The following is an 11,977-nucleotide window of genomic DNA, read 5'->3' as shown; positions in this document are numbered from 1 at the left end:
CCCGCACCCCCAGACAACGGGGGTGCGGGCCACAGTCATGTGCGGGCCGGGGTCAGTCGCGCCCCTCGCCGCCGACGTGGTGCACGCGCACCATGTTGGTCGTGCCCGGGACGCCGGGAGGCGAGCCGGCCGTGATGACCATGACGTCGCCCTTGTTGTAGCGGCCGAGCTTCAGCAGCTCCGCGTCGACCAGCTCCACCATCGCGTCGGTGTTGTCCACGTGCGGGACCACGTGGGCCTCGACGCCCCAGCTGAGGGCCAGCTGGCTGCGGGTGGCCTCGTCCGTGGTGAAGGCCAGGATGGGCTGGGCCGCGCGGTAGCGGGACAGCCGGCGGGCGGTGTCGCCGGACTTGGTGAAGGCGACCAGCGCCTCACCGTTCAGGAAGTCCGCGATCTCGCAGGCCGCGCGGGCCACCGAACCACCCTGGGTGCGGGGCTTCTTGCCCGGGACCAGCGGCTGGAGGCCCTTGGAGAGCAGCTCCTCCTCGGCGGCGACGACGATCTTCGACATCGTCTTGACCGTCTCGATCGGGTACGCGCCCACGGAGGACTCCGCGGAGAGCATGACCGCGTCCGCGCCGTCCAGGATCGCGTTGGCGACGTCGGACGCCTCGGCGCGGGTCGGACGGGAGTTGGTGATCATCGACTCCATCATCTGGGTCGCCACGATCACCGGCTTGGCGTTCCGGCGGCAGAGCTCCACCAGGCGCTTCTGCACCATCGGGACCTTCTCCAGCGGGTACTCGACGGCGAGGTCACCACGGGCGACCATCACACCGTCGAACGCCGCGACGACGCCCTCCATGTTCTCGACGGCCTGCGGCTTCTCGACCTTGGCGATGACGGGGACCCGGCGGCCCTCCTCGTCCATCACCTTGTGGACGTCCTTGACGTCACCGGCGTCCCGCACGAAGGAGAGCGCGACCAGGTCGCAGCCCATCTTCAGGGCGAAGCGGAGGTCGTCGATGTCCTTCTCGGACAGGGCCGGGACGTTGACCGCCGCGCCCGGGAGGTTGATCCCCTTGTGGTCGGAGATCACCCCGCCCTCGATGACGATGGTGTGGACCCGGGGGCCGTCGACGGAGACGACCTTGAGCTCGACGTTGCCGTCGTTGATCAGGATCGGGTCGCCCTTGGCGACGTCGCCGGGCAGGCCCTTGTAGGTCGTGCCGCAGATCGACTTGTCCCCTGGGACGTCCTCGGAGGTGATCACGAACTCGTCCCCGCGGACCAGTTCGACAGGGCCCTCGGCGAACTTCGCGAGGCGGATCTTCGGGCCCTGGAGGTCGGCGAGTACGCCGACCGCCCGGCCGGTCTCGGCGGCGGCCTTGCGGACCCGGTCGTAACGACCCTGGTGCTCCGCGTGGGTGCCGTGGCTGAAGTTGAATCGGGCCACGCTCATGCCGGCCTCGATCAGAGCGACGAGCTGCTCATGGGAGTCGACGGCGGGACCGAGGGTGCAGACGATTTTGGAACGGCGCATGAGGCGGATCCTATCGGTTTGTTTCGCTGCGGAATATTCCGTCTGGTGGAAGATACAAAAGGGCGCGGGGGTGCTCAGTTGTCGACCAGGGCGAAGGTCTGGTTCGCGATCTCCAGCTCCTCGTCCGTCGGCACCACGGCGACCGCGACCCGTGCGTAATCCGGCGAGATCAGCCGCGGTTCGCCGGACCGTACGGCGTTGAGATCCGCGTCCACCACCAGGCCGAGCTCCTCCAGACCGGCGATCGCAGCCTCCCGTACCGGCGCCGAGTTCTCGCCGACCCCCGCCGTGAACACCACGGCGTCCACCCGGCCGAGGACGGCCGAATAGGCGCCGATGTACTTCTTCAGCCGGTGCACGTAGATCTCGAAGGCGAGCGCGGCACGCTCGTCGCCCGCCTCGACCCGGCGCCGGATCTCCCGCATGTCGTTGTCGCCGCAGAGGCCCACCAGACCGCTCTTCTTGTTGAGCAGGACATCGATCTCGTCCGCCGACATTCCCGCCACCCGCTTGAGGTGGAAGGTGACGGCCGGATCGATGTCTCCCGAGCGCGTACCCATGACCAGCCCCTCCAAGGGGGTCAGTCCCATCGATGTCTCCACGCACCGCCCGCCGGCCACCGCCGATGCCGAGGCGCCGTTGCCCAGGTGCAGCACGATGACGTTGACGTCCTCGGGGGCCCTGCCCAGCAGCTGGGCCGTTCTGCGGGAGACGTACGCGTGCGAGGTGCCGTGGAAGCCGTAACGCCGGATCCGGTGCGCGTCGGCCGTCTCCACGTCGATGGCGTAGCGGGAGGCGTGCTCCGGCATCGTCGTGTGGAACGCGGTGTCGAAGACCGCCACCTGCGGCAGGTCGGGGCGCAGCGCCTGGGCGGTGCGGATGCCGGTGATGTTCGCCGGGTTGTGCAGCGGCGCCACCGGGACCAGGCGCTCGATCTCCGTCAGCACCTCGTCGGTGATCACGGTCGGCTCGCTGAACCGCAGGCCGCCGTGCACCACCCGGTGGCCGATCGCGGCCAGTTCGGGGGAGTCCAGGCCGAGGCCGTCGGCGGACAGCTCCTCGGCGGCGGCCTTCAGGGCGGCCGCGTGGTCGGCGATCCGGCCGGTCCGCTCCCGGCTCTCGCCACCGCCGCCGGTCAGCGGGGTGTGCACGAGCCGGGAGGTCTCCTCGCCGATCCGCTCGACGAGTCCCGACGCGAGCCGGGAGCGGTCGCGCATGTCGAGGAGCTGGTACTTCACGGACGAGGAGCCAGAGTTGAGGACGAGCACCCGGCTGGCCCCCGGGGCGGCGGACCCGCCGGCGGCCGCGGTGGTCTCGTCTGCCCGGTTTCCCGGGTCGGTGGGGCTGGTCATGCGGGTCACTCCTCGCCCTGTGCCTGGATCGCCGTAATGGCCACGGTGTTGACGATGTCCTGGACGAGAGCGCCCCGGGACAGGTCGTTGACGGGCTTGCGCAGCCCCTGGAGCACCGGGCCGACGGCCACCGCTCCCGCGGACCGCTGCACGGCCTTGTAGGTGTTGTTGCCGGTGTTCAGGTCCGGGAAGATCAGGACCGTCGCCTGGCCCGCCACCTCGGACCCGGGGAGCTTCGTCGCGGCGACGCTCGGCTCCACCGCGGCGTCGTACTGGATCGGACCCTCGATCATCAGGTCCGGGCGGCTCTCGCGCACCCGGTCCGTCGCCTCGCGGACCTTGTCGACGTCCGCGCCGGTGCCCGAGGTCCCGGTCGAGTACGAGAGCATCGCGATCCGCGGCTCCACGCCGAAGCGGGCGGCGGTGACGGCGGACTGGACGGCGATGTCCGCGAGCTGCTCCGCGTCCGGGTCCGGGTTGACCGCGCAGTCGCCGTACACCAGGACCTTGTCGGCGAGGCACATGAAGAAGACCGACGAGACGATCGAGGCGTCCGGCTTGGTCTTGATGATCTCGAAGGCCGGGCGGATCGTGGCCGCGGTGGAGTGCACGGCCCCGGAGACCATGCCGTCCGCGAGCCCCTCCTGCACCATCAGGGTGCCGAAGTAGTTGACGTCCGAGACGACGTCGTGCGCCAGCTCGACCGTCACCCCCCGGTGCGCGCGCAGCTTTGCGTACCGTTCGGCGAAGGACTGGCGCAGCTCGGAGGTCTGCGGGTCGATGAGCTGGGTGCCGGCCAGATCGATGCCGAGGTCGGCGGCCTTCTTGCGGACGACGTCGGGGTCGCCGAGCAGCGTGATGTCGCAGACGTCGCGCCGCAGCAGCACGTCCGCGGCGCGCAGCACCCGTTCCTCGGTGCCCTCCGGCAGCACCACCCGGCGGCGGTCCGCGCGGGCCTGCTCCAGCAGCTCGTGCTCGAACATCATCGGCGTGACCCGGCCGCTGCGGGCGACCGAGACCCGGTCGAGGAGGGCGCCGGTGTCGACGTGGCGCTCGAAGAGTCCCAGCGCGGTCTCGGCCTTGCGCGGCGTCGCCGCGTTCAGCTTGCCCTCCAGGGCGAAGAGCTCCCCGGCCGTGGGGAAGGAGCCGCCGGCCACCGAGACCACGGGGGTGCCCGGTGCGAGCCGTGCGGCCAGCTTGAGGATCTCCTCGCCCGGCCGCTCGTTCAGCGTCAGCAGCAGACCGGCGATCGGCGGCGTCCCGGCGCTGTGCGCGGCCAGCGAGCCGACCACCAGATCGGCCCGGTCCCCGGGCGTCACCACCAGGCACCCCGGCGTCAGCGCGTTCAGCAGGTTCGGCAGCATCGCGCCGCCGAACACGAAGTCCAGCGCGTCCCTGGCAAGCCCGGCCTCGTCGCCGAGCAGCACCGTGCCGTCCAGCGCCGCGGTGATCTGGGCGACGGTCGGTGCCGAGAGGGCCGGGTCGTCGGGCAGGACCGAGCAGGGCACCGGCAGGGTGGCCGCGAGCCGCTCCGCGATGACCTCGCGGTCCGCGGAGGCCACCCGGTTCACGACCATCGCGAGGACGTCGCAGCCCAGACCGGCGTACGCACGGTAGGCATTGCGCGTCTCGGCCTTCACGGACTCCGCGTTCTGGTCCTTGCCGCCGACCACCGCGATCACCGACGCGCCGAACTCGTTGGCGAAGCGGGCGTTGAGGGCCAGCTCGTCGGGGAGCTGGGTGGCCGCGAAGTCGGTGCCGAGCACCAGGACCACCTCGTACTGCTGGGCGACCCGGTGGAAGCGCTCGACGAGCCGGGAGACCAGTTCGTCGGTACCCTGGTCCGCCTGGATCGCCGAGGCCTCGTGGTAGTCGAGACCGTAGACCGTGCCCGGGTCCTGGGAGAGCCGGTAGCGGGCCCGCAGCAGCTCGAACAGCCGGTCGGGACCGTTATGGACCAGGGGCCGGAACACCCCGACCCGGTCCACCTGCCGCGTCAGGAGGTCCATGACTCCCAGATCGACGACCTGGCGGCCGTCTCCCCGGTCGATCCCGGTCACGTACACGCTGCGCGCCACGCGTGCTCTCCCGTCCTTGCCTGGCAGGTTTGGGTGGTATCGCCTGTTTGACGATACCTGCGGGGGCCGAGGAGCCGCCCGCCGGACGAATGCCCCTGATCGCAGCCGTCAGCACCGTGGCCGCCGCGCCCCGCCCGCTCACTGAGCGGCCGGAAGCGCGAGGTACGGACCTGGCATGGGACAATCGCCGTGGCTCACGGTACGGGGGATCCTGGAGTTGCCGGCGGACAGGCCCTAGCGAGCAGGAGATACAGCACGATGCGCATCGGAGTTCTCACCGCAGGCGGCGACTGCCCAGGCCTGAACGCAGTGATCCGCTCGGTCGTGCACCGTGCCGTGGTGGGTCACGGCGATGAAGTCATCGGATTCGAGGACGGGTTCAAGGGCCTGCTCGACGGTCACTTCCGCCCCCTCGACCTCAACGCGGTCAGCGGCATCCTCGCCCGCGGCGGCACCATCCTCGGCTCCGCCCGGCTGGAGCGCGACCGGCTGCGCGAGGCCGCCGAGAACTGCGCCGAGCTGAGCCGCCGTTACGGCATGGACGCGCTCATCCCGATCGGCGGCGAGGGCACCCTCACCGCCGCCCGGATGCTCTCGGACGCCGGGATGCCCGTAGTCGGCGTCCCCAAGACCATCGACAACGACATCTCGGCCACCGACCGCACCTTCGGCTTCGACACCGCGGTGGGCGTCGCCACCGAGGCCATAGACCGGCTGAAGACGACCGCCGAGTCCCACCAGCGCGTCATGGTCGTCGAGGTGATGGGCCGCCACGCGGGCTGGATCGCGCTGGAGTCCGGCATGGCCGGCGGCGCGCACGGCATCTGCCTGCCCGAGCGGCAGTTCCAGGTCGAGGACCTGGTCAAGATGGTCGAGGAGCGCTTCGCCCGCGGCAAGAAGTTCGCGGTCATCTGCGTCGCCGAGGGCGCGCACCCGGCCGAGGGCTCCATGCCGTACGCCAAGGGCGCGATCGACCAGTTCGGCCACGAGCGCTTCCAGGGCATCGGCAACCGCCTCGCCGTCGAGCTGGAGACCCGGCTCGGCAAGGAGGCCCGGCCGGTCATTCTCGGGCACGTGCAGCGCGGCGGCACGCCGACCGCGTACGACCGGGTGCTCGCCACCCGCTTCGGCTGGCACGCGGTGGAGGCGGCGCACCGCGGTGACTTCGGCCGGATGACGGCCCTGCGCGGCAACGACATCGAGATGGTGCCGCTCGCCGACGCGGTGACACAGCTGAAGAGGGTCCCGCTGGACCGGATGCACGAGGCCGAGTCGGTCTTCTGACCGGTCAGCGGCGGACCGGCCGACGACAGGGGCCGGTCAGCGGCACGGACCCTGCCGGCACCCCGCGAACGACGAGCGGGCCGTGACCGCCCCCGTGGGTGGTCACGGCCCGCTTCGCCGTTCGCGGGCCGCCCCCGGGGCTCGCGCCCGGATCAGGCCGGGCTCCCGACCTGATCAGGCCGGGCTCGCGCCCGGTCCGAGCGAAAGGCCCCCAGGCCTCAGTCGTCGGCCGTCAGCCAGAACCGCTCCACGACCTGTGCGAGGAACGCCCGCCCCGCGTCCCCCGTCGATCCGGCCCGCTCCGTGCCCGTACTGCTCCAGCTCAGCGTCGACACCATCAGCGCCTGGTAGTCGGAGTGCAGCCGCTCCAGTACGGCCTGGATCACCTGCCGGTCGGCCGGCACCAGCTTCGCGACCGGCCGCACGTAGGCCTGCCAGCGGGAGGTGACCGCGTTGCGCAGCAGCTCCGCCAGCTCCTCGGTCCGGCCGGTCGCCGTCACGAATTCGGCGGGCGTCAGGCCCAGGGCCTCGCTGAGGGCCGCGGACTGGCGCTCGTTGCCGCGCCACCGCCCCGACTCCTCCATCCGCAGATACGCCTGCGTGGCCAGCCCGACCATCCCCGCCAGCTCGTCCGCGGCCAGCTCCCGGGCGACCCGGTGCTCGCGCAGGGTCCGGGCGGCGGTCAGCAGTTCGCCGGGCGCGCACCACAGCACCCCGGCCAGCGCGGTGAGCTCGTACTCGCTGGGCATCTGCATCCCACGCTCCCACGCGGCGACGGTCTCGGCGCTGATCCGGAGGCCGTACTGGGCGCCGAGGCCGTAGGCGACGTGGCCGGGGGCCATCCCCAGGGCCTCGCGCAGTCTGCGCGCGGCGGGGGCGTTGAAAGGCGGGGTGGGGTGCACGGCCCCACCGTAAGAGGCCGGAGGCGGTCTGACTACGGTGTGTTCGACCGAGATAACGGCTCGTAGGAAGCTCCTAGAGCGAAAGTCCTGCCGCGGGACCGCGCCGGCCGGGGCGCGGAGCGGCCCGTGACCCGGTCAGCGCTCCTGTGCCACCCACCGGTAGTGCAGCTCCGGACGGCCGATCTGTCCGTACTGCGGACTGCGCAGCGCACGGCCCGCGGTCACCAGATGCTCCAGGTAGCGGCGTGCGGTGATGCGGGAGATCCCGAGTTCCACACCCGCCGCGGCGGCCGTCACACCGTCCGGCGCCGCGCGCAGCACCCGGGTCACCGCTTCCAGCGTCGGACCGCTCAGTCCCTTGGGCAGCCGCGCGGGGTTCGGGGCCCGCAGGGTGGCGAGCGCGCGGTCCACCTCGTCCTGGCCGCTCGCCTCACCGGCCGCCGCACGGAACTCGGCGTAGCGGACGAGCCGGTCGCGCAGGGTGGCGAAGGTGAACGGCTTCAGCACGTACTGGACGACGCCCAGCGACACCCCCTCCCGGACCACGGCCAGATCGCGGGCCGAGGTCACCGCGATCACATCGGCCGCGTGCCCGGCGGCCCGCAGCGAGCGCAGCAGCTGCAGCCCGTGCCCGTCGGGCAGGTACAGGTCCAGGAGCAGCAGATCCACCGGCGTACGGTCCAGCGCCCGTACCGCCTCGGCACGGGAACGCGCGACCGCGGCCACCGTGAATCCCGGGACGCGGTCCACGTACAGCCGATGGGCGTCGGCGGCGACGGGGTCGTCCTCGACGACCAGCACCTGGATCGCGGGGCTCATGGGGTCCTTCCCTTCCCTGCGGCGCCGGTCAGCGGCAGCCGTACGGTGAACTCCGCGCCGCCGTCCGGCCCGTGCGCCAGCGCCACCGCCCCGCCGTTGCGGTGGGCGGCCTGCCGGACGAGCGCCAGGCCGAGCCCGCGGCCGGCGCCGTGCGTGGACCAGCCGCGCCGGAACACCTCCGCGGCATCGGCCGGTTCGACGCCCGCCCCGTTGTCGGCGACCCGCAGCAGCAGCTCACCGTCCCCGGCGAGCGCGGTCACGGTGACACGGGCCCGTGCGGGGCGCGTCGGCGAGTGCGTACGCTGCGCGGGCAGCGGACCGTCCGCGGCGGCCGCGCCCGGCGTGCCCGTCACCGCCTCCGAGGCCGCGTCCACGGCGTTGTCGATCAGATTGCCCAGGATGGTCACCAGGTCGCGCTGCGGCAGCGTCGCGGGCAGGGAACCGTCGTCGATCAGGCTGTCGTCCGCCAGCACCAGCTCCACCCCTCGCTCGTTCGCCTGGGCCGCCTTGCCGAGCAGCAGCGCCGCCAGCACCGGTTCGGCGACCGCGCCGACGACGCGGTCGGTCAGCGCCTGGGCCAGCTCCAGCTCTGCCGTGGCGAAGCCGACCGCCTCCTCGGCCCGGTCCAGCTCGATCAGCGACACCACCGTGTGCAGCCGGTTCGCCGCCTCGTGGGCCTGCGAGCGCAGGGCCTGCGTGAAGCCCCGCTCCGAGTCCAACTCACCTGACAGCGCCTGGAGTTCCGTGTGGTCGCGCAGCGTGACCACGGTGCCGCGCCGCTCCCCGCCGACCACCGGCCGGGTGTTGACCACGATCACCCGGTCCGCCGTCAGATGCACCTCGTCGACCCGCTCCTCGGAGGCCAGCAGCGCCCCGGTCAGCGGCGCGGGCAGCTCCAGTTCGGTCACCCGGCGCCCGACCGTACCCGGTGCCAGCCCGAGCAGCTCCCGGCCCGCGTCGTTGATCAGGGCGATCCTGCGCTGTCCGTCGAGCATCAGCAGCCCCTCACGCACCGCGTGCAGCGTGGCCTCGTGGTAGTCGTGCAGCCGGCTCAGCTCGGCGGCGTTCATCCCGTGGGTGTGCCGCCGCAGCCGGGCGTTGACCACGTACGTGCCGATGCCGCCGAGCGCCAGCGCCGCCCCCGCCGCGAGCCCCAGCGCGCGCAGCTGCGCCCGCACCTGCGTGGAGACCCGCTCGACCGTGATGCCCGCGCTGACCAGGCCGACGATCCTGCCGCCGTCCCGGATCGGCGTGACGACCCGGATCGAGGGTCCCAGCGTCCCGGTGTACGTCTCCGAGAACGTCTCGCCGCGCAGCGCCTGCGCGGTGTGCCCGAGGAAGGTCTCGCCGATCCGGTCGGCGTCCGGGTGCGTCCAGCGGACCCGGTGCGGATCCATGATGGTGACGAACGCGATCCCGGTGTCCTTGCGGACCTGCTCCGCGTACGGCTGCAGGACGGCCGACGGGTCCGGGGCGCGGATCGCCTCCCGTACGGACGGCGAGTCGGCCACCGCCAGCGCCGCAGCCCGGGCCTGCCTGCTCGCCGTCTCCTCGGCCTGTCCGCTGCCGGAGACGTACGCGAAGAAGGCGCACCCCGCGACCACGGCCGCCACCAGCACCACCTGCATCGCGAAGAGCTGCCCGGCCAGGCTGCGCGGGCGGGCACGGGGACGGGGGAAGCGCATGGCGACAGTCTGCCTGGCCGAAAACATATGAACGAAATGCACGTAAGGGTGACCGGGGTCACAGGGCGCGGAATAGTCGCCGGGGCCCCCAGGGACGGGGGAGGGACAAGGACGAGCCGAGGAGAACCCCGTGGCAGTGGCCGCCGAGCGGGACCGCACGAAGTACCTGTATCTCGCCGTGATCGTGGCGGTGGGCCTCGGCATCCTGGTGGGCCTCGTCGCCCCGGACGCCGCCGTGGAGCTCAAGCCGGTCGGTACCGGCTTCGTCAACCTGATCAAGATGATGATCTCGCCCATCATCTTCTGCACGATCGTGCTGGGCGTCGGCTCGGTCCGCAAGGCCGCCAAGGTCGGCGCGGTCGGCGGACTGGCCCTCGGCTACTTCCTGGTGATGTCGACGGTCGCGCTCGCCATCGGCCTGGTCGTCGGCAACATCCTGGAGCCCGGCTCCGGCCTCCACCTCACCGAGGCGACCCGCGCCGCGGGTGAGGCGCAGGCGGGCGGCAGTGAGTCCACCGCGGACTTCCTGCTCGGCATCATCCCCACCACCATGGTGTCGGCCTTCACCGAGGGCGAGGTCCTGCAGACCCTCCTCATCGCGCTGCTCGCGGGCTTCGCGCTGCAGGCCCTGGGCCCGGCCGGCGAACCGGTGCTGCGCGGCATCGGCCACATCCAGCGCCTCGTCTTCCGCATCCTCGCCATGATCATGTGGCTGGCCCCGGTCGGCGCGTTCGGCGCGATGGCGGCGGTGGTCGGCGAGACCGGCGTGGACGCGCTGAAGTCCCTCGCGGTCATCATGATCGGCTTCTACATCACCTGCGCGCTCTTCGTCTTCCTGATCCTGGGCACGATCCTGCGCCTGGTGGCCGGGGTCAACATCTTCGCCCTGCTGAAGTACCTGGGCCGGGAGTTCCTGCTGATCCTCTCCACCTCCTCGTCCGAGTCGGCCCTGCCGCGGCTGATCGCGAAGATGGAGCACATGGGCGTCAGCAAGCCGGTCGTCGGCATCACGGTGCCGACCGGATACTCCTTCAACCTCGACGGCACCGCGATCTACCTCACGATGGCCTCGCTCTTCATCGCCAACGCGACCGGTGACCCGCTGAGCATCGGCGAGCAGATCTCGCTCCTGGTCTTCATGGTGATCGCCTCGAAGGGTGCCGCGGGCGTCACCGGCGCCGGTCTGGCCACCCTCGCCGGCGGCCTCCAGTCACACCGCCCCGAGCTGGTGGACGGGGTCGGCCTGATCGTCGGCATCGACCGCTTCATGAGCGAGGCCCGCGCCCTCACCAACTTCGCGGGCAACGCGGTGGCCACGGTGCTCGTCGGCACCTGGACCAAGGAGATCGACCGGGCCCGGGTGGACCAGGTCCTGTCCGGGGCGCTCCCGTTCGACGAGACGATGATCGCGGACGAGGGGCCCGCCCAACCGCACGTCCCCGAGGCCAGGGACGGCGAAGGGGAGCAGCCCTCGCTCGCCAAGGCGTGACGTGAGACGGCTGCGGCCGGTACGGGACCTCCCGTACCGGCCGCAGCCGTGTGTGTCCGTCCGCTGTGTCCGTCCGCCGTCGCCCTGCCGTCCGCCCTTGCCTTGACGTCGGCGTCAAGGCTTACGGTCCTCACATGCGAATCGGGGAGCTGGCCGAGCGGGCCGGAACGACGACGCGGACCCTGCGCTACTACGAGTCGCGCGGGCTGCTGCCCACGCGGCGGGCGGAGAACGGGTACCGCACGTACGACGAGGGGGATCTGCGGCTGCTCCAGCAGATCCGGACCCTGCAGGACTTCGGGTTCGACCTGGAGGAGACCCGGCCCTTCGTCGAGTGTCTGCGGGCCGGTCATCCGGCCGGTGACTCCTGCCCCGCCTCGCTCGCCGTCTACCGGCGCAAGCTCGGCGAGCTCGACTCGCTCATCGGGCAGCTGCAGAGCGTCCGTTCGGAGGTGGGCGCCCAGCTGGCCCGCGCCGAGCTGGAGGCGTCCTCCGAGCTGCCCGGAGGACCGGAACCACGTTGTGAACTGGGAGGATGACAGATGATCCACGTAACGGGCGTCGCCGAGGTCACCGACGAGACCTTCGACGCGGAGGTACTCGGGGCCGGGCTGCCCGTCCTCGTCGAATTCACCGCCGACTGGTGCGGACCGTGCCGTCAGCTGGCCCCCGTGCTGGGCGCGGTCGCGGCCGAGGAGAGCGAGCGCATCAAGATCGTCCAGATCGACGTCGACCACAACCCGGCGGTCACCGCCCGGTACGGGGTGCTCTCGATGCCGACCCTGATGGTGTTCCGGTCCGGCGAGCCGGTGAAGTCGATGGTGGGCGCCCGGCCGAAGCGCCGGCTGCTCCAGGAGCTGGCGGACGTGTTCGAGGCCGCCTGAG

10 protein-coding genes are annotated in these 11,977 nt (G+C 71.9%); 4 read left to right on the top strand and 6 right to left on the bottom strand.

The window, feature by feature from the left end; translation table 11 throughout:
* Positions 1-52: 52 nt before the first annotated feature.
* From pyk to pta, 3 genes are all read right to left on the bottom strand, one after another.
* Positions 53-1,483, bottom strand: coding sequence for a pyruvate kinase (pyk, locus tag LNW71_RS07750; protein ID WP_250967552.1), 1,431 nt, complete (start codon positions 1,481-1,483; stop codon positions 53-55).
* Between the two features lie 74 nt (positions 1,484-1,557).
* The gene (locus tag LNW71_RS07745) at positions 1,558-2,835 is read right to left on the bottom strand and encodes an acetate kinase (RefSeq protein ID WP_250967551.1); all 1,278 of its coding nucleotides are present in this window, start codon (positions 2,833-2,835) and stop codon (positions 1,558-1,560) included.
* A 5-nt stretch (positions 2,836-2,840) separates the two neighbouring features.
* Positions 2,841-4,913 (bottom strand): phosphate acetyltransferase, encoded by a 2,073-nt coding sequence (gene pta / locus LNW71_RS07740; protein ID WP_250967550.1) that lies wholly within the window; start codon positions 4,911-4,913, stop codon positions 2,841-2,843.
* 258 nt (positions 4,914-5,171) lie between these two features.
* Here pta and LNW71_RS07735 point away from each other — a divergent pair, with 258 nt between their 5' ends.
* Complete coding sequence (locus LNW71_RS07735) at positions 5,172-6,197, top strand: ATP-dependent 6-phosphofructokinase (RefSeq protein ID WP_250967549.1); 1,026 nt, start codon at positions 5,172-5,174, stop codon at positions 6,195-6,197.
* Between the two features lie 218 nt (positions 6,198-6,415).
* Here the strand turns inward: LNW71_RS07735 and LNW71_RS07730 are convergent, their stop codons facing one another.
* The 3 genes from LNW71_RS07730 to LNW71_RS07720 form a co-directional block, all read right to left on the bottom strand.
* Entirely contained in the window at positions 6,416-7,039 is a 624-nt protein-coding gene (locus tag LNW71_RS07730; protein ID WP_250971929.1) for a helix-turn-helix transcriptional regulator, read from the bottom strand.
* Positions 7,040-7,234: 195 nt separating this feature from the next.
* Entirely contained in the window at positions 7,235-7,918 is a 684-nt protein-coding gene (locus LNW71_RS07725; RefSeq protein WP_250967548.1) for a response regulator, read from the bottom strand.
* Complete coding sequence (locus LNW71_RS07720; protein ID WP_250967547.1) at positions 7,915-9,603, bottom strand: ATP-binding protein; 1,689 nt, start codon at positions 9,601-9,603, stop codon at positions 7,915-7,917. The genes LNW71_RS07725 and LNW71_RS07720 overlap by 4 nt, the downstream gene beginning before the upstream one ends.
* A gap of 130 nt (positions 9,604-9,733) precedes the next feature.
* Here LNW71_RS07720 and LNW71_RS07715 point away from each other — a divergent pair, with 130 nt between their 5' ends.
* From LNW71_RS07715 to trxA, 3 genes are all read left to right on the top strand, one after another.
* Positions 9,734-11,092, top strand: a complete 1,359-nt coding sequence (locus tag LNW71_RS07715; RefSeq protein ID WP_250967546.1) for a cation:dicarboxylate symporter family transporter — start codon at positions 9,734-9,736, stop codon at positions 11,090-11,092.
* A gap of 134 nt (positions 11,093-11,226) precedes the next feature.
* Entirely contained in the window at positions 11,227-11,631 is a 405-nt protein-coding gene (locus tag LNW71_RS07710; RefSeq protein WP_250967545.1) for a MerR family transcriptional regulator, read from the top strand.
* Between the two features lie 3 nt (positions 11,632-11,634).
* A complete protein-coding gene (gene trxA / locus LNW71_RS07705; RefSeq protein ID WP_250967544.1) occupies positions 11,635-11,976 on the top strand; it encodes a thioredoxin in 342 nt (113 codons plus the stop codon).
* The last annotated feature ends 1 nt before the right edge of the window (position 11,977 follow it).

Origin of the sequence: Streptomyces sp. RKAG290 (assembly GCF_023701695.1) — a bacterium.
Taxonomy (GTDB): Bacteria; Actinomycetota; Actinomycetes; order Streptomycetales; family Streptomycetaceae; genus Streptomyces.
Note: the sequence above shows the minus strand (reverse complement) of the source record. Positions and strands in the feature narration are given on the sequence as shown.

Coding starts and splice junctions, on each gene's coding strand:
- LNW71_RS07745 (WP_250967551.1), bottom strand. CDS start 2,835: ATGACCAGCCCCACCGACCCGGGAAACCGGGCAGACGAGACCACCGCG.
- LNW71_RS07735 (WP_250967549.1), top strand. CDS start 5,172: ATGCGCATCGGAGTTCTCACCGCAGGCGGCGACTGCCCAGGCCTGAAC.
- LNW71_RS07725 (WP_250967548.1), bottom strand. CDS start 7,918: ATGAGCCCCGCGATCCAGGTGCTGGTCGTCGAGGACGACCCCGTCGCC.
- trxA (WP_250967544.1), top strand. CDS start 11,635: ATGATCCACGTAACGGGCGTCGCCGAGGTCACCGACGAGACCTTCGAC.
- LNW71_RS07730 (WP_250971929.1), bottom strand. CDS start 7,039: ATGGCCCCCGGCCACGTCGCCTACGGCCTCGGCGCCCAGTACGGCCTC.
- LNW71_RS07710 (WP_250967545.1), top strand. CDS start 11,227: ATGCGAATCGGGGAGCTGGCCGAGCGGGCCGGAACGACGACGCGGACC.
- LNW71_RS07720 (WP_250967547.1), bottom strand. CDS start 9,603: ATGCGCTTCCCCCGTCCCCGTGCCCGCCCGCGCAGCCTGGCCGGGCAG.
- pyk (WP_250967552.1), bottom strand. CDS start 1,483: ATGCGCCGTTCCAAAATCGTCTGCACCCTCGGTCCCGCCGTCGACTCC.